Genomic DNA, 22,284 nt, shown 5'->3' on the forward strand with positions numbered 1-22,284 from the left:
TAGGTCTTTTTGAAGAAGGAACAGAGCGAAGTGCTTGGGTTAAAGCAAAAACAAGTTGTGAAGTAGCAGAAATATCATACAAAAAATTCAAACAACTTGTGCAAGTCAATCCAGATATTTTAATGCGGCTTGCAAGCCAAATGGCAAGTCGATTACAAATAACTTCAGAAAAAGTTAGCAATTTGGCTTTTTTGGATGTTGCCGGTAGAATAGCGCAAACTTTGTTAAATCTTGCCAAACAACCCGATGCGATGACTCACCCAGATGGAATGCAAATCAAAATAACACGCCAAGAAATTGGGCAAATAGTTGGTTGTTCACGTGAAACAGTAGGACGAATTCTAAAAATGCTTGAAGATCAACATTTAATTTCTGCTCATGGCAAAACAATTGTCGTTTATGGTACGCGTTAATTGATCAAAGTAATATTATATAGCATAAATCATAAAGTGATTGATATAGTATGGGATATGACATGAAACAAGAAAGATGTGTTCCACGTCATGTAGCTATTATTATGGATGGTAATGGGCGCTGGGCGCAACAACGAAATCAATTACGTGCTGTTGGGCACAGAGCTGGTTTAAAAACAGTACGTAAAATTGTTACTTATGCAGCAAGTATAGGTATAAAAGTTTTGACATTATATGCTTTTAGTAGTGAAAATTGGAAACGACCACCTACTGAAGTTTCAGCTTTAATTTCTCTTTTTATATATGCTTTGAAACGAGAAATGAAAAATTTAAATAAAAATAATGTCCGTTTAAATATTATTGGTGATATTTCACGCTTTAGCTATCAACTTCAACAGATGATTAGTAATGCTGAGCAATTAACAAAAAATAATTCTGGTTTAGTATTAAACATTGCCGCCAATTATGGTGGACGCTGGGATATTTTGCAATCAACCAAAAAAATTACAACAAAAGTTCTAAATGGCGAAATAACTTTAGATGATATCACAGAAGAATGCTTAGGTCTTGAAATGAGTATGCATGAATTACCTGATGTTGATTTAGTTATTCGTACAGGTGGTGATTATCGAATTAGTAACTTTTTATTATGGCAAATTGCTTATTCAGAGTTGTATTTTACTGACATTTTATGGCCGGATTTTACTCAAGCACTATTTGATGAAGCAATTAATGTATTTAACACCAGAGAGCGACGTTTTGGTGGTATTCTAACACAGGAGCATTCATGTTAATTCATCGTCTACTTGCTGCAATTATACTTATTCCATCGGTTATTTTTACGCTTTTTTATGCACCGCTACCAATTTTTACCTATATTATGTTTTTAGTTTGTGGTTTAGCTGCTTGGGAGTGGGCTCAGTTTTTACAAATTACTAAAAAGCCATTAAAATTAGGATTCGCGACTATATTTGTTATTTTATTGATTTTAATCAATTACTTTCCAATACCCATCGAAATCAAATCAAAATTATTTTTGGCGATATTAGTATTATCGAGCGTTTGGTGGTTAATCGCATTATGCTTAGTTATTACTTACCCCAATACCACTAAATATTGGGGTAACTCTATTAGCATAAAATTACTATTTGCTTTGTTTACTTTAGTACCATTTTTTATAGGTATGATTGCATTAAGATCTATTGGTTATGGTAATAATAATTATATAGGTGCTACTTGGTTACTTTATGTATTTATATTAGTATGGGCAACTGATACTGGAGCTTATTTTATTGGTCGTAGTTTTGGTAATCGGAAATTAGCAGCTAAAGTATCGCCAGGTAAGACAATCGAGGGTTTTATTGGTGGAGTAAGTCTGGCTATGGTTGTATGTTTTGGTGCTTATTTTACTGGATTATTCACAATCAATTTTAGCCATTTTATAATTAGTTCTTTGTTAGCTATTTTTGTTTCAGTATTAGGTGATTTAACCGAAAGTATGTTCAAGCGAGAAGCAGGAATCAAAGATAGTGGGAATTTAATTCCCGGACATGGTGGTATATTAGACCGAATTGATAGTTTAACTGCCGCTGTACCTATTTTTGCTACATTATCATTATATATATTATAAAAGGTTATTGATTTTGCTTTGGTCTTTGTTGTTATTTATTATTACTATAAGTATATTAGTTACCGTACATGAATTCGGTCATTTTTTACTTGCGCGCTTATGTGGTGTTCAAGTAGAACGTTTTTCTATTGGTTTTGGTAAAAAATTATGGTCTTATAAATTTTCAAGTGGTACAGAGTTGGTAATTGCTATGATTCCTCTTGGGGGTTATGTTAAAATGCTTGACGGCAGAGTAGCAGAATTATCAACCAATAATGAGCAATTTGCCTTTAATAAAAAGAAGATTTGGCAAAGAGCTTCGATTATTTTTGCTGGGCCATTTGCTAATTTTTTATTGGCGTTTATTATTTACTGGATAATTTTTTTGCTTGGTGTGATAACTTATCCGGTGCAGATTAAAGCAACTTTACCCGGTTCACCAGCTGCATCAATAGACATTCCATCCGGAGCTGAGCTAAAAAAGATTAATGATATTCAAATGGAAAGTTGGAGTGACGTCAATTTAGCTTTAATTTCAGTGATGGGGCAAAATAGTGTGTCGCTTACTTATTTTGACAATGTTAGCGTTAATAATCAAAAAGAATATAAAAAAAATGTAGATATTAGCCATTGGGCTTTTGATATAGAAAAACAATCTGCTATCACTGCATTTGGTTTGGTACCTAAAGAATTGGAAATTAATCCAATAATTAGTAAAATTATATCTGGATCAGCAGCGGAAAAAGCTGGAATGCAAGTAGGTGATAAGATTATCAGTTATAATGATCAACCTTACGTTGATTGGAATGATTTTTCAGCTACAATAAAAAAAGCAAATGTCATTAGACTAAAAGTTAAACGAGAAAATCAAGAGATTTACCTAAATCTGAAACCCGAAATTCAGGCAAATGGTGAAGGTATTGTAGGTATATATCCAACATCCAACGCAATAATTAAACGATATAATTTTGTAGAAGGATTGGGTAAAGGTTTTGGACAGACAATTTTAACTACACAGTTAACTGTACGTTCGCTTTATCAGTTAGTAACAGGTGTTATTGGACTTAAACATCTATCAGGACCAATAACAATAGCAAAAAGCGCAGGGCAAACAGCAAGTTATGGTTTTACACCCTATTTATATTTTTTAGCATTTATTAGTATAAGTTTGGGTGTAATCAATCTTGTTCCATTACCAATGTTAGATGGTGGGCACCTTCTGTTTTTATTATTTGAAAAGATAAAAGGAGAAGCCCTATCAGATAAATTACAAGAACAATTCTATCGAATTGGCTTTGTTTTATTAATGGTATTAATGGGAATTGCACTATTTAATGATGTTTTACGATTGTGATGGAATGAGGTTATAAACATTTACAATGAAAATAAATAAATTACTTATAGCATCTTTGCTGTTTAGTACAACAGCAGTATATAGTTCCAATGCATTTTGTATTGAAGATTTTGTGGTCAAAGATATTAAATTTGAAGGTCTACAACGGGTGACAGTTGGTGCTGCACTGCTGGAAATGCCTATTCAAGTTGGTGACTATGTCAATGAAGCCGATTTAGGTCATATTATTAAGTCTCTTTATGCTAGTGGTAACTTCGATAATATCACTGTTTCTCGTGATGGTGACCGATTAATCATTCATGTCCAAGAACGCCCTACAATTGCTAGTATTACTTTTTCTGGAAATAAGTCAGTAAAAGACGATATGCTCAAAAAGAATTTAGATAGTTCTGGCATTCGTGAAGGTGAATCATTAGACCGCACTATGCTTTCAGCTATTGAGAAAGGGCTTGAGGATTTTTATTATAGTGTTGGTAAATATAATGCTCAGATCAAAGCTGTTGTTACACCGTTGTCCCGCAATAGAGTTGATTTAAAATTAGTAATTGCTGAAGGGAAATCGGCATTAATCGATCAGATCAATATTGTTGGAGCAAAAGCGTTTTCTTCAGAAGAACTTATTTCTCGTTTTTCATTACGTGACGAAGTACCTTGGTGGAATATGCTTGGCGACCGTAAATACCAAAAACAAAAATTAGCCGCTGATTTAGATGAATTACAAAGTTTCTATCTTAACCGAGGTTATGCGCGTTTTAATATTGAGTCGACTCAGGTGAGTTTAACACCAGATAAAAAAGGTATCTATGTCACCATCAATATTCATGAAGGCGAACAATATAAGTTATCTAAGCTTGACTTCAAAGGTAATTTTGCTGGGCGTAAAGAAGCTATCGCTAAATTAGCCAAAGATCGCGTTTCAATTGGTGAACTTTATAGCGGCAAAAAAATCACTGAAATTGAAGATGATATAAAACGTTTACTTGCCAATTATGGCTATGCATATCCCCAAGTAGCTATTCAACCTGAAATGGATGATGCTGCACATACGGTTAAATTAACCGTATATGTCGATGTTGGTCAACGTTATTATGTTCGAAATATTAATATTGTTGGCAACACAGTAACGAGTGAAAGTGTACTTCGCCGTGAGTTACGTCAGATGGAAGGTGCTTGGTTAAGCAATGGTTTAGTTGAATTAGGTAAAGAGCGTCTAAATCGTTTAGGTTTTTTTGAAACTGTAGAAGCTAATACCGAACGTGTATCGGGTTCAAGTGATCAAGTTGACATTATTTATAAAGTTACTGAACGTAATACTGGTAGTATTAAATTTGGTATTGGGGTTGGTTCTGATAGTGGACTTAGCTTCAATGCTGGTATTTCTCAAGAAAACTGGCTAGGAACAGGCAATAGTGTCTCGTTCGATATTAATACAACAGATACTGATAAAACTGCATCAATTTCAATTGTTGATCCTTATTTTACAGTTGATGGCGTCAGTTTAGGTGGAAGTATTTACTATAATACCTATAAGGCAGATGACGACGATGATGAATCAGAATATTCAAGTAAGACTTGGGGGGCATCAGCAAATTTAGGTTTCCCAATTAGTGAAAATAATTTTGTTCGTTTTGGTACCGAATTTGCCAATCATAAATTGTCAGACATGCAACCTCAATACGGTATGTGGCGTTATTTTGATTCAATGGGCGAGAAAATGAAAAATAAACGTTCCATGTCTTACAATACCAATGATCTGTTATTAAATGCCTATTGGACATATAATTCTCTAAATAGAGGTTACTTTCCTACAGAAGGCCTAAAAATTACCGCGAATGCAAAAATTACCACTCCATTATTTGATAATAAATTCTATAAAATAGTTTCTGATGCTACTTACTATTATCCACTAGATTCTGAACATAAATGGGTATTTTTAACCAGAGGTCGTTTGGGATATGGTAATGGGCTTGGTGGTAAAGAATTACCATTTTATGAAAACTTTTATGCAGGTGGTTCATCAGTACTGCGAGGATTTAAATCGAATAATGTAGGTCCAAAAGCGGTATATTTCAATAAATCAGGTTGTAACTTAGATAATACTTCTGAATGTACCAAATCAAAAGATGCAGTAGGTGGTAATGCATTAGCTTTTGCTAGCGCAGAATTGATTGTTCCAACCCCATTTGCTGGCGAAAAATACTCAAACAGTATTCGAACATCGCTATTTTTTGATGCCGGTACGGTATGGGATACAGAATGGAACTTGAAAGCTCATAATATACCAGATTATAGTTCTCCATCAGATATTCGAATGTCGGCAGGTCTTGCGGTTCAATGGATGTCACCATTAGGTCCTTTGGTGTTTTCTTATGCCCAACCATTTAAAAAATATAACGGTGATTCGGCTCAACAATTCCAGTTTAATATAGGTTCAACATGGTAGTTCCAGGTTGAAAAATAAGTAAAACACAAATAGGTGAATAAAGTGAAAAAAATTATATCTGTTTTTGGTATTATTATTGCATTGTTTTTTACCAGCATGGTAAATGCTGAGGTTAAAATTGCAGCTGTCGATGTCATGTCTGTATTTCAACGTATGCCACAACGAGAAATTGTAGGTAAAGCGCTAGAAAAAGAGTTCAGTGCACAAATTAAATCATTACAAGCAGAAGAAAAACAAGCAAGTGAAGCGAATGCTCGCTTAAAAAAAGATGGCTTAACCTTATCTTCCTCTGAAAAAGCAAAGTTAGATAAAATAATTACTGATTTTGAGGATAATCTAAATGATTATAGAATAAAATTTGAAAAACGAGAGTCAGAAGAAAAAGGGAAATTATTAACTAAAATTCAAGGAGCGGTTAAAGATATTGTAGCATCGGAAAAATATGATATTGTTTTAAAAGCAGAAGCGTTACTATTTGCTTCAGATGCAGTGGATATTACCGATAAAGTTTTGGAAAAGGTTAAAGAATAATGTTTGCTTTTCGTTTAGAGCAATTAGCAGAGCAATTAGATGCTAAATTACAAGGTGATGGCAATTTGATAATCACTGGTGTAGCATCGATGAAAAGTGCAGCAACAGGACAAATTACTTTTTTGTCGGATAAAAAATTTGAAAACCAGTTACGCGATTGTCTTGCTTCTGCGGTAGTAATGACAGAAGATAGTATTAAATATTGGCAAGGCGCTGCGCTAATTGTAAAAAATCCATACCTTACTTATGCCAAATTAGCTCAATGCTTCGATACAACTCCTTTACCTGCACAAAATATTGCACAAACGGCTGTAATTGATCCAACTGTTAAATTGGGTTGTAATGTATCTATTGGTGCAAATGCTGTCATAGAAAGCAATGTAATATTAGGTGATAATTGTATAATAGGTGCAGGTTGCTTTATTGGTAAAAATACTACAATTGGCGCAGGAAGCAAATTGTGGGCCAATGTATCTGTTTATCATAATTGTGTAATTGGTGAGTCTTGCTTGATTCAATCTGGAACAGTTATTGGCGCAGATGGTTTTGGTTATGCTAATGATAAAGGTAAATGGATAAAAATTCCTCAAATCGGTCGTGTTATTATAGGTAATAATGTTGAAATTGGTGCTTCAACAACAATAGATCGTGGAGCACTTGATGACACTATTATTGGTAATGGTGTTATTATCGATAATCAATGTCAAATTGCCCATAATGTTATTATTGGCGATCATACTGCGGTTGCAGGGGGGGTCATTATGGCAGGAAGTTTAACCATTGGTCGTCATTGTTTAATAGGTGGAGCAAGCGTAATTAATGGACATATGGAAATTTGTGATCAAGTTACCGTAACAGGTATGGGTATGGTAATGCGTCCGATTACTAAGCCTGGTGTTTATTCGTCAGGTATTCCATTACAAGAAAATAAAGTATGGCGAAAAACAGCATCATTAGTTTTGCATATTGATGAAATGAATAAACGCTTAAAAGCACTCGAGAAGAAGCTATGAAATGTCTCGACGAGAGCGACTACGGTCGGTATAATGCCAACCTATTTTATAATTTTTTTTAGCTCAATTATCTTTTTAATATAATTATGAGCAGGTAATATTCAATAATTCCGAGGTATAAAGATGCAAGTTTCGATAGAAACAACACAAGGTTTAGGTCGTCGCATATCAATTACTATTAAAGCTGAAGATATTAAGAAAGCTGTTGATAAAGAGCTGATTAACACTGCAAAAAAAGTACGTATTGATGGTTTTCGCAAAGGAAAAGTACCTTTAAAAATTGTTGAGCAACGTTATGGTGCTTCTATTTTGCAAGATGCATTAAGTGATTTAATGCGACAAAACTTTGTTGAGGCAATCATTCAAGAAAAATTGAATCCTGTCGGTGCGCCAACTTATAATCCAACAAAATATCAAAGTGGTGAAGATTATACTTATTCTGTTGAATTCGAAGTTTATCCACAAATAAAAATTGAAAATTTAGATAAAATTGAAGTTGAAAAACCTATTGCCGAAGTTATTGATGCTGACGTTGATACTATGATCGAGACTTTACGTAAACAACAAGGTATTTGGAAAGTAGTAGATCAAGCGGCTAAAGAACAAAATCGAGTTATCCTTGATTTTGTTGGTCAAGTTGATGGTGCTGAATTTGAAGGTGGTAATGCTACTGATTTTGCATTAGTTTTAGGCCAAGGTCGAATGATTCCAGGTTTTGAAGATGCTATTGTTGGTCATAAAGCTGGTGAACAATTTGATATTAATGTAACTTTCCCAGAAGATTATCACAATGAACACCTAAAAGGTAAACCAGCTGTGTTTGCTGCGACACTAAAAACAGTCGAAGAACTTGAAGTTCCAGAACTTACAGAAGATGTCGTTAAAAGCTTTGGTATTGCTGATGGTTCAATTGAAAGTCTACGTACTGGAGTGCGTAAGAATATGTTACGACAACTTAATACAACAATTCGTAATAAAATTAAAACACAAGCTTTTGATGGTTTAGTTAAAAATAACGAAATTGATGTACCTGCAGCATTGGTTGACCGTGAAATTGATGTATTACGTCAACAAGCAGTATCTCGTTTTGGTGGCAAAATGAAACAATCAATGGAATTACCAAAAGAATTATTTGAAGTTGAAGCTAAACGACAAGTCGCACTTGGATTATTATGTAGCGAAATCATTGAAAGTAATAAAATTGAAGTTGATGATGTGCGCGTACAATCACTAATTGATGAAATCGCTACTGATTATGAAGATCCTAAAGAAGTTGTAGATTTTTATAAAAAGAATAAAAAAGCGATGGATAATATTCGTTCTAGTGCACTAGAAGACCAAGTGGTAGATTTTTTATTAGCTAGTGCTAAAGTAACCGATAAACATTATTCATTTTCTGAATTGATGAATCAGTAAATAGTATAATCTATTAACTGTTCTATCTATCTATTTTTAATAGATCTATGCGAAGCCCAAATTAGGAATAACTGTTTGGGCTATTTTGTTTAATAGGAGATATAAATGTCTTTGGAACCATATATGAGTGTTATTCCAATGGTTGTTGAGCAGAATTCACGTGGTGAGCGAGCCTATGATATTTACTCACGATTATTAAAAGAAAGAATTATATTTTTAACTGGTCAAGTTGAAGATAATATGGCTAATTTGGTTATTGCTCAAATGTTATTTCTCGAAGCTGAAAACCCTGAAAAAGATATCTATTTGTATATTAATTCACCGGGAGGTGTAGTTACAGCAGGTATGGCTATTTATGACACAATGCAATTTATTCGACCAGATGTAAGCACTATCTGTTTAGGACAAGCATGTTCGATGGGGTCATTACTTTTAACTGCTGGTACTAAAGGTAAACGTTACTGTTTGCCAAACGCGCGTGTTATGATTCATCAACCATTAGGTGGTTTTCAAGGGCAGGCTTCCGATATTCAGATCCATGCACAAGAAATGTTACAAGTAAAAAACATGTTAAATAAAATTCTAGCAATGCATACCGGACAAGATATCAACGTAATTGAAAAAGATACTGATCGTGATAACTTCATGTCAGCTGCAAAAGCAGTTGAATATGGCTTAGTTGATGCCATATATAATAAACGGTCTTAATATACTAGGTAGGTGTTAAAAGTGAATAAAGAAAATTCAGAAAAATTACACTATTGTACTTTTTGTGGAAAAAGCCAGCATGAAGTGAAAAAATTAATTGCTGGTCCGTCATCTATTTATATATGTAATGAATGCATCGGATTGTGTAATGATATCTTAAAAGAAGAAACAAGAAACTTCCTTTCACATGAAGAGTTCATTAGCAAACCATTACCGACTCCACATGAAATTAGAGATCATCTTGATGAATATGTGATTGGTCAAGAACGAGCTAAAAAAGTTTTATCGGTTGCTGTATATAATCATTATAAACGCTTACGTGGATATACTAATCGCAGTGATGTAGAGTTAGGTAAAAGTAATATTTTATTGATTGGCCCAACAGGAAGTGGTAAAACGTTATTAGCTGAGACGTTAGCTCGATTTTTAGATGTACCTTTTGCCATGACGGATGCAACAACTCTTACAGAAGCTGGTTACGTTGGTGAAGATGTTGAAAATATTATTCAGAAATTATTACAAAATTGTGATTATGATGTAGAAAAGGCTCAACGTGGTATTATTTATGTTGATGAAATTGATAAAATTTCTCGAAAATCGGATAATCCATCTATCACTAGAGATGTCTCTGGGGAAGGCGTCCAGCAAGCTTTATTAAAAATTATTGAAGGTACAGTTGCATCAGTACCGCCAAAAGGTGGTCGCAAACATCCACAACAGGAATTTTTACAGGTTGATACCTCAAAAATTCTTTTTATTTGTGGCGGGGCGTTTAGTGGTTTAGACAAGGTAATTGAAAATCGTGTTTCGACTAATACTGGAATTGGTTTTGGTGCAGAAGTGAAAAGTACTAAACAAAAAGCAACTGAGTCTGAATTACTGATGCAAATAGAACCTGAGGATTTAGTAAAATTTGGCTTAATTCCTGAATTCATTGGTCGATTACCTGTTATTGGCACCTTGTCAGAATTAGATAAATCTGCTTTGATTAGTATTTTAACAGAACCTAAAAACGCATTGACTAAGCAATTTCAAATATTATTTGATTTAGACGGAGCTGAACTTGAATTTTCTAAAGAAGCTTTAGATGCTATTGCTATAAAAGCAATGCAACGCAAGACAGGAGCTCGTGGATTACGTTCAATAGTTGAAAATATTTTGTTAGACACAATGTATGATTTACCATCTATAAAGAATGTCAAAAAAGTTATTGTAGATCAAGAAACGGTTGAAAAATCGGTATCACCTAAATTTATTTATAGTGCTGATACAGAACTTTCTGCTTAAATAATTATACTTGTATAAGTATAAGATGACGGCAAATAAATGTAGATTCGTTTTCATTCTAAGATTAGGTTCTAGCATATTTTGTCAAGATGTTTCAGGAGTAGTATACGTTTAGATCATAAAGAATAGGCTTGAATTTTAAAAAAAGATCCCAATAACTTAATGATTAAGATATTGTACTAATAGAGAGAAATAAATGAAAACAAAACAAACAAAAAAAATGATTATGCCTATTTTGCCATTACGTGATGTGGTGGTGTTCCCACATATGGTAATTCCTCTCTTTGTCGGTAGAAATAAATCTATACGTTGCCTTGAAAGTGCGATGGAAATGGATAAACAAGTTTTTCTTGTTACCCAAAAAAATCCATCGCAAGATGAACCGAATGTTGAGGATTTATATGAAGTCGGTACAATTGCTAACATTTTACAATTGCTTCAATTACCAGATGGTACTGTTAAAGTTTTAGTTGAAGGAGTTGAGCGTGCAAAAATTGTTGATGTTATTGACCGCAAAGAAGATGATTTTTTAATTGCAAACATTACAACACTAAATGACAAAAAGAAAACCTCAGACTTAAACGAAGCTCTGGTACGAGTTGTTTTAGCTAATTTTGATGAATATGCAAAGTTGAATAAAAAAGTTACGCAAGAAGTAGTTGATTCTATTCGTTTGATAAAACAGCCTTCTCAGTTAGCAGATTCCATTGCCGCAACACTATTTTTGAAAGTAGAACAAAAACAAGAAGTTCTGGTGACAGTTAATCTTGAAAAGCGTTTTGAATTACTTATTTCAATGATGGAAGCTGAGATAGATTTACTGCAAGTTGAAAAAAATATTCGTCAACGTGTTAAGCAGCAAATGGAGAAAGCACAGAAAGAATATTATCTTAATGAACAAATTAAAGCAATTCATAAAGAGTTAGGTGATATTGATAATAAATCAGATGAATATGAAGAGCTAAAAACAAAAATCACCAAAGCTAAAATGTCACAAGAGGCCACAGATAAAGCATTAGCAGAATTAAATAAACTCAAAATGATGCCGGCAATGTCTGCGGAAGCAACTGTAGTACGTGGCTATATCGATTGGATGATACAAGTTCCTTGGTATAAACGCAGCAAAGTCAAAAAAGATATCGAAGGTGCACAAAAAGTTTTAGATAAAGATCATTATGGTCTTGAACGGGTGAAAGACCGTATTTTGGAATATTTAGCAGTACAAGGTCGAGTGAATAAAGTTAAAGGACCGATTTTATGTTTAGTTGGTCCTCCAGGTGTTGGTAAAACGTCTCTTGGGCAATCTATTGCTAGGGCGACTGGTCGTCAGTATGTAAGAATGGCGTTAGGTGGAGTGCGTGATGAAGCTGAAATCCGTGGCCACAGACGTACTTATATTGGATCTATGCCAGGTAAATTAATCCAACGCATGGTCAAAGTAGGGGTGAAAAACCCATTATTTTTATTAGATGAAATTGATAAGATGGCATCTGATATGCGAGGAGATCCTGCATCAGCATTATTAGAAGTGCTTGATCCTGAGCAAAATAACGCTTTTAATGACCATTATTTAGAAGTGGATTATGATTTATCTGATGTAATGTTTGTTGCAACAGCTAATTCAATGAATATTCCAGCACCATTATTAGATAGAATGGAAGTTATTCGTCTATCTGGATATACGGAAGATGAAAAATTAAATATTGCTAAGCAACATTTAATTACCAAACAAATTGAAAATAATGGTTTAAAAACAAAAGAAATAAATATTGATGACTCAGCCATTATCGGTATTATTCGTTATTATACTCGAGAAGCAGGAGTGCGAAGCTTAGAACGAGAAATTGCCAAAATTTGCCGTAAAGTAGTCAAACAATTGGCACTCAATAGCAAATTGAAAAAAGTTAGTGTAACTCAAGATAATTTAAAAGAATTTTTAGGAGTACAGCGCTTTGATTATGGTAAAACTGATAATGAAAACAGGATTGGTCAAGTTATTGGACTTGCCTGGACTGAAGTTGGTGGGGATTTATTGACGATTGAGTCTGTAAGTGTTCCAGGTAAAGGAAAATTAACTTATACTGGTTCTTTGGGTGATGTCATGCAAGAGTCTATCCAAACCGCTTTAACTGTTGTGCGTTCTCGTGCTGATAAATTAGGTATTAATCCTGATTTTTACGAAAAACGCGATATTCATGTGCATGTACCTGATGGCGCTACACCAAAAGATGGACCTAGTGCAGGTATTGCAATGTGTACTTCGCTAATTTCAACGTTAACTGGTAATCCTGTTCGTTCAGATGTTGCAATGACAGGGGAAATAACATTACGTGGTGAAGTTTTACCTATCGGGGGGTTAAAAGAAAAATTATTAGCAGCACACCGTGGGGGTATTAAAACAGTACTTATTCCTGTGGATAATGTTAAAGATTTGGAAGACATTCCGGATAATGTTAAAGCTGAACTGGATATACATCCGGTTAAATGGATTGATGAAGTAATAACTATCGCTTTACAAAATAATCCTTTTGGAATAGAGACGGTAAGTAAAAAAAAGTTGGTAAAGCAAGCAAGTAAAAGAGCAATCAAAAAAGAAAAAATTAGTGTTGAAACGACAACACGATTAAATTAGATTTTTAATTAAAAAGATCAACATAATGTTGATCTTTTTTTGTCCTTAACATTCATACAATAGCCAATTTAACTAAATATGCTATACTTATCAGATTGAAAGTTAGGTTTATGGAGAATCGCAGGAAATGATGGAGACAATCCGAGCAGCTGCAAATCATATTGTCATTAAAATTATTTTTGCAATAATTATTCTATGTTTTATTTTTACTGGTATTGGCTTTTTAGGTTTTAGTGGCGGTAATAGTGCTAGAGATGAACAATTCTATATTGCAAAAATAAATGGTGATGGAATAAGCCGAGCTGAATTTGAAGCGCAAGCTAGCTTAGTGACTGCAAATGCAGGAGGGGATATTTCTTTTATAAAACAACTAAGGCGTAATGTTTTAAATTTTGAAATTAATAATTATCTGACCTTCAAATTCTCACAAGATCTTAAAACTAATATTAGTAATACCAAACTAGCGGATTATATAAGAGCACAAAAAATCTTTTTTGAAAATGGTCAATTTAGTAATAAAAAATATTTAGAGATACTTCAAGCTAATAATTATACTTCTGATGGGTATGCTGAAGTTGTAAAAACTGAATTACAACAGCGGCAGGTAGTAGATGCGCTCATCACTACCAATTTTGTTTTACCTATTGACTCCGAAATATCTTCATTAAAAAATCAGACAAGAAAGGTTTATGCAACTTTCATTGATCCTTCAGTGGTAAATATGGATGATGTCAATATATCACTTGAAGATGAAAAAAAATATTATGATGAGCATCAAAATGAGTTTTTTAAAAATGAAAGAGTGAAATTCAAGTACATTTCGAATTCTAAAGAAAATCTAGAGAATTCGATTGTCGTTACAGATAATGACATTAAAAAAGAATTTGACAAAAATATTAAAGCCTATTCATTTCCAGCTAAAAATGCCTATAGTGTAATTTTTATTACTGATAAAGAGCAAGCTGATGATATTATGAAAAAGCTTTCATCCGGAAGTGATTTTAATAGTATTGTAAAAACCGTGAACCAAAATAGTAATATATCACCATATGGTAAAAATGGTTCATTAGGATGGTTTGCTATTGACGATTCACTACCACAAGCCTTTAAAGATGCTAATTTGAAAAAAGTGGGGCAAATTTCAACACCTATTGCAGTTGATGGTGGGTTCTTGATCGTTAAATTAGATGCTTCACAAAAAGCTAAAACAATGGATTTGGATTATGCTAAATATCAAATTAGTGAAAAATTGCATGATCAAAAATTGCAACGAACCTTCGAAACCGAAGAAGATAAAATTAAAGCAGGCTTGAATCATTCACCACTATCTTTGGAAGAACTTGCTAAAAAAGCTGGTTTTGATGTATTTGATTCTGACTGGACTTATTACAATGATACGATATCTATTTTACGTTTTCCAGAAGTGCGAGATGTAGCATTTAGTGATGAGATGATAGTTGATGGTAAAGTAACCAATAAGATTTCAGATATAATTCCTATTGGTTCAGGTAAAAATATGCTTGACTTTGTTATTCAAGTTACGGATTACCGTCCTGAAGGAATAGCGCCATTTGATGAAGTTAAAGAGCAAATTCATCAAAAACTATATACTGATATTGCTAGAAGTCGTTTTAAAGCTACTGTTGATGGCTTTTTAGCTGAATTAAATAAATCAGGAAGATCTGATAATGTGCGTTTTTCTCGAAATTATACATTAACTCGTGATTCTTCAGGTGATCTGGATAAAAAAGTTGTTGATATGGTTTTTGATCTAGTGCCTTCCCCAACAAATAAAAGTATCTATGGTGTACAGTTTATGGATGATACAAGTGCTTATATTACAGTGCTAGCAGCAGTAAATACACCAAAAGAACAACAAGACCTTTCGGCAGAACTACGACCTTCAATTATAAATGAAACGTATTATTATTTTAATTCTGATATTCGTTCTAAGGCTAAAATTGAAATTATGCCAAACTCGAATTTGTGATTAAGTTCAAATATTAATGTTAAAATAAGCAAAATAGAAAAGTCACATAAGTGACTTTTCTCATTTTTATAATGAGCTAAATTCTTTTATTTGATTAGGTGAGATAGTTATAAAGCAAATTTAATTGCATAAACTATTTTAGAGGTTAATCAAATGAAACTATTTTCACTATTATGTTTTTTATTATCAACTATTACATTTTCAACTATGAGTTTAGCTGATTCAGTACCAACTGAATCAAGTAAACAGACCCAGGCACAAGTCGAACAAGTTAATATTAATACTGCCTCCGCAGAGCAATTAACAAAAGTGTTAAATGGAATTGGAAAAAGTAAAGCTCAAAAAATTATTGAATATCGTGAAAAATTTGGACCATTTGTTTCAATAGAACAACTTAAGGAGGTTTCTGGCATAGGACAAGCTACATTGGACAAAAATTCTGGAAAAATAACTTTATAATAATTATCCACCGATTTAACTCGGTGGATAGTATTAAATATCATAGATCTATGGGATCAACATCAATACTCCAACGTACTTTGGATGTTTCAACCCATTTTTCTATATTCGTAAGAAGTTGATCTAGTATGTGTTGCAGTATTTGCCTGTTGCTGTGTTGGAGTAATAGTTGCCAACGATTATAACCTGCTTTTTTAGGTTGGATTGCTTGTGTAGGGCCCACTTGCCATAAATTATGATTAACATTTTTTTTAAGCCAGTCATGGATGTGTTGTAAAAACATCGGCGCATATTGGTTATTTCTATCTGCTGCACGAATTAGTGCTTGATAACTAAAAGGTGGTAATTGGGTTTGTCGTCTTTCTTGTAATGTGACTTTAGCAAATTCCTGATAACCTTTAGTAAGTAAAATCTTTAGTAATGGGTGATCAGGATGATATGTTTGTAAAATAACTTCTCCCGCTTTTGTTTCTCGCCCTGCCCGACCTGAGACCTGAGTATAAATTTGAGCAAATCGTTCGGTAGCACGAAAATCGCTAGAGAACAAGGCCCCATCCACATCGACAATTCCAACTAAAGTAACATCAGGAAAGTGATGACCTTTAGCCAATATTTGTGTGCCGACTAAAATATGAGCGCCACCTTGTTGGATTTTTTGTAAATAATCATCTAATACTCCTTTCTTACTGACAGTATCCCGGTCGATACGACTAATTTGAATATTTGGAAATAAGATTTCAAGCTGCTTTTCAAGTTGTTCTGTTCCAAAGCCAATAGGTATTAAGTGACTTGAACCACATTTAGGGCATTGAGTGGGTATTATTCTTGATGAATCACAATGATGGCAACTTAACTTTTGCTGTTTTTGATGATAGGTATAAGGCCGATCACAGCGAGGGCATTCAGCTATCCAACCACAATCATGACAAATTAGCAATGGTGAAAAACCTCGACGATTTAAAAATAACATTACCTGGTTATTGTTAGATAAATGCTTCCTTATCTGCTCAATGAGTGGATATGATAAACCTGCGGTAAGCACTAATCCTCGAAGATCTAAAATAGACTGTTTGGCTAATGTAGCGCTACCTGCTCTTTCAGTAAGCTGTAGTAATTGATATTTATTATTTTGTGCATTATTTAAAGTTTCAAGTGACGGAGTTGCTGATCCTAATAATATTGGAATATTTGCAATTTTAGCAAGAGTAATCGCTAAGTCACGCGCATGATACCGCCAACCTTCTTGTTGTTTATAGGAACTATCATGTTCTTCATCAATAATAATCATTCCTAAATTTTTGAATGGCGTGAACAATGCAGAGCGCGTTCCAACGATAATAGCATTATCGCCATTTTTGCTTCTTAGCCAAACAGCCAAACGTTGTTTTTCTGTTAATCCTGAATGCAAAATATCTATTGGCGCGTTAAAGCGTTGTTTAAAACGTTTAATTGTTTGAGGTGTAAGGCTAATTTCTGGGACAAGCACTAATACTTGTTTACCTTTAGATAATATGTCAGTAAGTATATTTAAATATACTTCGGTTTTGCCTGAGCCCGTTATACCTTCCAGCAAAAATACACCAAAATGATTATTTTGTTTATTTAATGTTGTGACTGCATATGACTGTTGGTCATTTAATTTGATAGAAGTTGTGTTAGCCGAAAAATCATTTTGCCATTGATTAATATCAGATGGTTCTACTATTTGTTCTATTAAGTGTTTTTTTTGTAATTCGCAATATATAGTTTTATTAAAATCAATTTGATGATCAGTATTATTTCGTAATGAAGATAATAATAACTTCTGTTTGGGTGCTCGTGATAAGGAGTTTAGATCAATTTCATGTCCTAATTTGGTCAATTGCCATTGTTTAACTTCGTCTTTAGTCGCTTGACGACCTTGTCGCAATAAAATGGGCATGGCATGAAACAAAACTTCGCCAAGTGGATAATGATAATAACTTGCAGCCCAATTTAACAATTTCCAGATTGAATCGGTAAAGAGAGGTGTTTGATCAACAACATCAATGATTGACTTTAAATTGTTGATATTGAGATCAGATTGTTGATCAATTTTGACAATGATGCCAATTGCCTGACGTTTGCCAAAAGGAACTCTAACCCGCATGCCAATTTCTGCGGGTACCACTAATTGATAATCAAAAAGTTGGTGAATTGGTACCGGTAAAGCTACATGAGCAATAAGCATTAAAAATCACAATAATAATTTAATAAATGCATTATTGTACGCAGTTTTTTATTAACTCGCAAAAGCTAAGCTAACTAATTTGTTGTTCTTCATGCTAATCAGTTAATTATATTATTTAAATTTGTAATCTAAATTAAAATTAATTAATACTATTTTGTAATAGTTTCTATTTACTCAAAAAGTGGTATCATCTTTTAAAATTTGTTATCTTGTTTCTGTTATATCAATTTATGAAGTTATAAGGTTAAGGTTAATGTCACTATTATTTTCTCATATTAATCAGTATGGTGAAGCCCATATGGTTGACGTTTCAGATAAACAAATAACAACGCGTACAGCTAAGGCTGAATCTTTTGTGTTTATGGATGCTAAAACACTCAATATGATCATTGAGGGAAGACATCATAAAGGTGACGTTTTTGCTACCGCGAGGATTGCGGGTATTCAAGCTGCTAAAAAAACTTGGGAACTTATTCCTCTATGTCACCCATTATTACTCAGTAAAATTGAAGTGAATATTGAAGCTGATTTAGTTAATCATTGTGTTAGAATTGAGTCCTTATGTAGAGTAACCGGTCAAACCGGTGTTGAAATGGAAGCATTGGTTGCATCCTCAGTAGCGGCTTTAACTATTTATGATATGTGTAAAGCAGTTCAAAAAGATATGGTAATCACTCAAGTTAGATTATTAACCAAAACAGGTGGTAAATCAGGTGATTTTAATGCCAAAAACAATAACAACGATGGGAAATGAATAAAATTATTTTTTTTGCTCAGATTAGAGAGTTAATTGGTATAGAGAGCATGATATTAGATGCCGATCAATTGTCAGTGCATTGTCTTATAGAAAAACTAAGTCAGAAAGGCGATAAATGGTCGTTAGCATTAAAAGAGAATACTGTTTTATGTGCGGTTAATCAGACATTAGTTGATATTGAATATATCATTCAAAACGGTGATGAAATTGCTTTTTTCCCACCGGTAACAGGCGGTTAAGTTAACATGAATATCATTCAAGTTACCAAACAGCCAATTAATGTAGATGAATTAATTGATTGGTTATCAACTTCACCTCAAGATGGTGCCATTGTCACTTTTATTGGAAAAGTTCGTATGCTTGAACAACAAACAACTAGTCTTTATTTAGAGCATTATTCAGGTATGACCGAAAAAGTATTAGCTAAAATTATTGCTCAGGCTCGAACTAAATGGCAGATAAATCGGGTAGCTGTAATTCATAGAGTGAGTGAAATCTATACTAATGAAAAGATTGTTTTTGTTGGCGTGAGTAGTGCTCATCGTACTGATTCCTTTGCAGCTACTGAATTTATTATGGACTTGTTAAAAAGTGAAGCACCACTTTGGAAAAAAGAACGCACAACAAAAGGAGAAAATTGGGTTAAGGCAAAAAAAACTGATAAAGCAGCCTTGAAAAAATGGTTTTAATCAATATTTAGGATATAATAGATCTAAGTTATATCATTTATTTTTACAAGAGGTAATAAATGGCGAATTATTCATCTAATGGTTCAATTATTGAACAATCTAGTAGTCGGGTACAAACTTACATGAGTCATGTGTATGGTTGGATGACTGTTGGTTTACTTTTAACTGCATTGGTTGCATGGTATGCATCTACCAATATACAACTTTTGCAAATTTTATTTCGTGGAATGTGGGTATTATTGATAGCTGAAATTGGGTTAGTTTTTGTTATTTCTGGCATGATCAATCGTTTATCCGGGGCAGCTGCCACAACACTATTTATGTTATATTCGGTTCTGAACGGATGCACTTTTTCTATTTATTTCATAGTTTATACATCATCTTCAATAGCGAGTGTATTTTTTATAACTGCTGGTATGTTTGCTACACTAGCTTTTTATGGTTATACCACAAAACGTGATCTATCAGGTTTTGGACGCTTTTTGTTTATGGGCTTGGTAGGTATTATTATTGCGTCATTGGTTAATATCTTTATGCAAAGCCAGCCGTTAATGTGGGCTATTTCATATATTGGTGTTTTTGTTTTTGCTGGATTAACAGCTTATGATACGCAAAAACTTAAAAATTTTGGTGAGCAATTACCACAAGATGATGCAAATCTGTTTAGACGTTATGTAATTTTAGGTGCATTAGAGCTTTATCTTGATTTTATTAATTTATTTATAATGCTCTTAAGAATTTTTGCAGATCGTCGTTAATTTATGGTTATACTACATTTAAAAGGGACTCTTAATGAGTCCTTTTTTGTTAAATTATAGTTAGTAATTTATTTTGATAATGCTATTTTGTTATAAAGTTCCAGGATAACAGTACACATTAGTATAAAATAAGTATTTTGCTGAATATAAAACCAAAAGCTTGTTTATTAGTGAATTACTATGAAAAAATTGTATTATTTTGTTCTGATTAATGTCTTCATTTCATCATTTATAACAATACGTTACTTTATTGTTCCTGGTGTTTCATTTACTTGGATTGGTAGCTTATTTTCAATATTTGCTGTATTGGGTCACTTTTTTTTATTATATTTATTAGTTTTTCTAATATGTATTCCATTGCTTCGTTTTGGAAAATGTATTACACATCTAGTCGTAGCTGTTATTTTTGGTTTATTACAAATTGTATTATACATTGATACAATTGTGTTTGAGCAGTATCGTTTTCACATCAATCAATCCGTTATATCACTTATATTGTCCGGTCAAGTGGTCGATTTTGCCTTAATAACTTATTTTTTTATGTTTGGGCTCTTGATAACGGTATGCGGCATTGAATATGTAATTTTATGTTTCCTTGATAAGCTAATCACTCGACAGAAGTCATTGCATAAACGATCTAGTTTTATAATAGCAACTGTAATATTTCTGTGTGGATCATTCTTAATAAGCCATTTAGTGCATATGGTGGCATTTTATTATGCTTATTCACCAATTATGGTCGTAAAAGAATATATACCTCTTTATCGCCCATTTACCTCAAAAGAAATAATGGGATTTTTTGACAAAGAAGGACAACATAAAGTTATTTATCAAAAGGATAATCAACATGCCAGTATTTATTACCCTCATAATAAATTAATTATTAATCCGGAAAATAAAACACCACCAAATATCATGTTCATTGTGTTAGATTCATGGCGCTATGATACATTCAATGAATTAATATCTCCAAATACCTATCATTTTGTACAACAAAACAATGGGGTAATTTTTAATAACCATTACTCAACTGGCAATGCAACACGCACGGGTATTTTTGGTTTATTTTATGGTATTCCTGGTACTTATTGGGATGCATTTTTACGTAATAGTATTCCATCATTATTCATCACAACTTTACAACAAGAAAATTACAATATTGGTATTTTTACCTCAGCTAAAGTCTCGGCTCCTGAGTTTGATCGCACTGTATTTGCAACAATTCAAAATTTGAGAATTAGCAGTAAAGATGGTCCAGCATCAGCTAGAGATAAACAACTAACTGATGATTGGTTACAATGGTATAAAAAACGAGATACGACTCAACCAACATTTTCTTTTTTGTTTTATGATGCACCGCATGCTTATGATTTTCCGGATGATTTTGCAATTAAATTCAAACCTATTGGTGATATCAATTATATGACGCTTAGTAATGATTCAGATCAAAAACCCATTTTTAATCGTTATAAACAAAGTGTTAATTATGATGATTATTTATTGCAACGTGTTTATGATGAGCTTGTTGCTTCGGGGACACTAGCTAATACATTAATCATCATTACAGGTGATCATTCTCAAGAAATGAATGATAATAAACTTGGTTTTTGGGGTCATAATGGTAATTATACTGATGCGCAAACCAAAGTACCTTTTGTCATTATTGGAGCAAAAGAATTAGAAAATCTAAAAAATAATGCCAATCAATTAACTAGCCATGAGGATGTTGTCCCTACATTAATGAAACATTTTCTTTATGTTAAAAATGATATCAGAGATTATGCTACGGGATATGACCTGTTTAGTCCTATTATTGATCGAAATTGGTTGTTAATGTCAAATTATAGTTCTTATGCTATTAAAACGTCAGATAATATTTATTTTGTTAATCGTCTGGGCATTAGTCACTATACGGATTCACATAATCATGAAGTAGATGAAACACCAAATTATCAATATATTCAAGATGCCATGAAGAATATGCGTTATTTTTTCGAATGTAATTCCCGCGGTTAG

The 22,284-nt window shown here is 33.1% G+C and carries 19 protein-coding genes; 18 read left to right on the plus strand and 1 reads right to left on the minus strand.

Annotated features, from left to right (window positions below; genetic code table 11):
* From Q0K76_RS11510 to Q0K76_RS11570, 13 genes are all read left to right on the plus strand, one after another.
* Positions 1-413 (plus strand): helix-turn-helix domain-containing protein (locus tag Q0K76_RS11510; protein ID WP_294615817.1); only part of this gene is annotated, 413 nt, incomplete at its 5' end.
* Positions 414-475: 62 nt separating this feature from the next.
* Positions 476-1,207, plus strand: a complete 732-nt coding sequence (locus Q0K76_RS11515; protein ID WP_294615818.1) for an isoprenyl transferase — start codon at positions 476-478, stop codon at positions 1,205-1,207.
* Entirely contained in the window at positions 1,201-2,043 is an 843-nt protein-coding gene (locus tag Q0K76_RS11520) for a phosphatidate cytidylyltransferase (RefSeq protein WP_294615819.1), read from the plus strand. Before Q0K76_RS11515 ends, Q0K76_RS11520 begins: the two co-directional genes overlap by 7 nt.
* 13 nt (positions 2,044-2,056) lie before the next feature.
* Positions 2,057-3,376: an RIP metalloprotease RseP gene (gene rseP / locus Q0K76_RS11525; protein WP_294615820.1), complete on the plus strand. Its 1,320-nt coding sequence runs from the start codon at positions 2,057-2,059 to the stop codon at positions 3,374-3,376.
* 25 nt (positions 3,377-3,401) lie between these two features.
* The gene (gene bamA / locus Q0K76_RS11530) at positions 3,402-5,819 is read left to right on the plus strand and encodes an outer membrane protein assembly factor BamA (protein WP_294615821.1); all 2,418 of its coding nucleotides are present in this window, start codon (positions 3,402-3,404) and stop codon (positions 5,817-5,819) included.
* Positions 5,820-5,861: 42 nt separating this feature from the next.
* Entirely contained in the window at positions 5,862-6,350 is a 489-nt protein-coding gene (locus Q0K76_RS11535; protein WP_294615822.1) for an OmpH family outer membrane protein, read from the plus strand.
* Complete coding sequence (gene lpxD / locus Q0K76_RS11540; protein ID WP_294615823.1) at positions 6,350-7,363, plus strand: UDP-3-O-(3-hydroxymyristoyl)glucosamine N-acyltransferase; 1,014 nt, start codon at positions 6,350-6,352, stop codon at positions 7,361-7,363. The genes Q0K76_RS11535 and lpxD overlap by 1 nt, the downstream gene beginning before the upstream one ends.
* Positions 7,364-7,486: 123 nt before the next feature.
* Positions 7,487-8,779 carry a trigger factor gene (gene tig / locus Q0K76_RS11545; RefSeq protein WP_294615824.1) on the plus strand — a complete coding sequence of 431 codons (1,293 nt, stop codon included), beginning with the start codon at positions 7,487-7,489 and terminating at the stop codon, positions 8,777-8,779.
* Between the two features lie 105 nt (positions 8,780-8,884).
* A complete protein-coding gene (gene clpP, locus Q0K76_RS11550; RefSeq protein WP_294615825.1) occupies positions 8,885-9,487 on the plus strand; it encodes an ATP-dependent Clp endopeptidase proteolytic subunit ClpP in 603 nt (200 codons plus the stop codon).
* A gap of 12 nt (positions 9,488-9,499) precedes the next feature.
* Positions 9,500-10,774 (plus strand): ATP-dependent protease ATP-binding subunit ClpX, encoded by a 1,275-nt coding sequence (gene clpX, locus Q0K76_RS11555; protein ID WP_363322488.1) that lies wholly within the window; start codon positions 9,500-9,502, stop codon positions 10,772-10,774.
* Between the two features lie 196 nt (positions 10,775-10,970).
* A complete protein-coding gene (lon, locus tag Q0K76_RS11560) occupies positions 10,971-13,406 on the plus strand; it encodes an endopeptidase La (protein WP_294615827.1) in 2,436 nt (811 codons plus the stop codon).
* A gap of 127 nt (positions 13,407-13,533) precedes the next feature.
* Positions 13,534-15,396, plus strand: coding sequence for a SurA N-terminal domain-containing protein (locus Q0K76_RS11565; RefSeq protein WP_294615828.1), 1,863 nt, complete (start codon positions 13,534-13,536; stop codon positions 15,394-15,396).
* Positions 15,397-15,549: 153 nt separating this feature from the next.
* A complete protein-coding gene (locus Q0K76_RS11570; RefSeq protein WP_294615829.1) occupies positions 15,550-15,855 on the plus strand; it encodes a helix-hairpin-helix domain-containing protein in 306 nt (101 codons plus the stop codon).
* 40 nt (positions 15,856-15,895) lie between these two features.
* Here the strand turns inward: Q0K76_RS11570 and priA are convergent, their stop codons facing one another.
* Positions 15,896-18,064: a primosomal protein N' gene (gene priA / locus Q0K76_RS11575; RefSeq protein WP_294615830.1), complete on the minus strand. Its 2,169-nt coding sequence runs from the start codon at positions 18,062-18,064 to the stop codon at positions 15,896-15,898.
* Positions 18,065-18,317: 253 nt separating this feature from the next.
* Here priA and moaC point away from each other — a divergent pair, with 253 nt between their 5' ends.
* From moaC to Q0K76_RS11600, 5 genes are all read left to right on the plus strand, one after another.
* Positions 18,318-18,818, plus strand: coding sequence for a cyclic pyranopterin monophosphate synthase MoaC (gene moaC / locus Q0K76_RS11580; protein ID WP_294615831.1), 501 nt, complete (start codon positions 18,318-18,320; stop codon positions 18,816-18,818).
* On the plus strand, positions 18,815-19,060 hold the full coding sequence (gene moaD, locus Q0K76_RS11585) for a molybdopterin synthase sulfur carrier subunit (protein WP_294615832.1): 246 nt from the start codon (positions 18,815-18,817) through the stop codon (positions 19,058-19,060). Before moaC ends, moaD begins: the two co-directional genes overlap by 4 nt.
* A gap of 6 nt (positions 19,061-19,066) precedes the next feature.
* The gene (moaE, locus tag Q0K76_RS11590; RefSeq protein WP_294615833.1) at positions 19,067-19,510 is read left to right on the plus strand and encodes a molybdopterin synthase catalytic subunit MoaE; all 444 of its coding nucleotides are present in this window, start codon (positions 19,067-19,069) and stop codon (positions 19,508-19,510) included.
* Positions 19,511-19,569: 59 nt separating this feature from the next.
* On the plus strand, positions 19,570-20,268 hold the full coding sequence (locus tag Q0K76_RS11595) for a Bax inhibitor-1/YccA family protein (protein ID WP_294615834.1): 699 nt from the start codon (positions 19,570-19,572) through the stop codon (positions 20,266-20,268).
* A 180-nt stretch (positions 20,269-20,448) separates the two neighbouring features.
* Positions 20,449-22,284, plus strand: a complete 1,836-nt coding sequence (locus Q0K76_RS11600; protein WP_294615835.1) for a sulfatase-like hydrolase/transferase — start codon at positions 20,449-20,451, stop codon at positions 22,282-22,284.

The organism is uncultured Gilliamella sp. (genome assembly GCA_945271295.1).
Taxonomy (GTDB): Bacteria; Pseudomonadota; Gammaproteobacteria; order Enterobacterales; family Orbaceae; genus Gilliamella.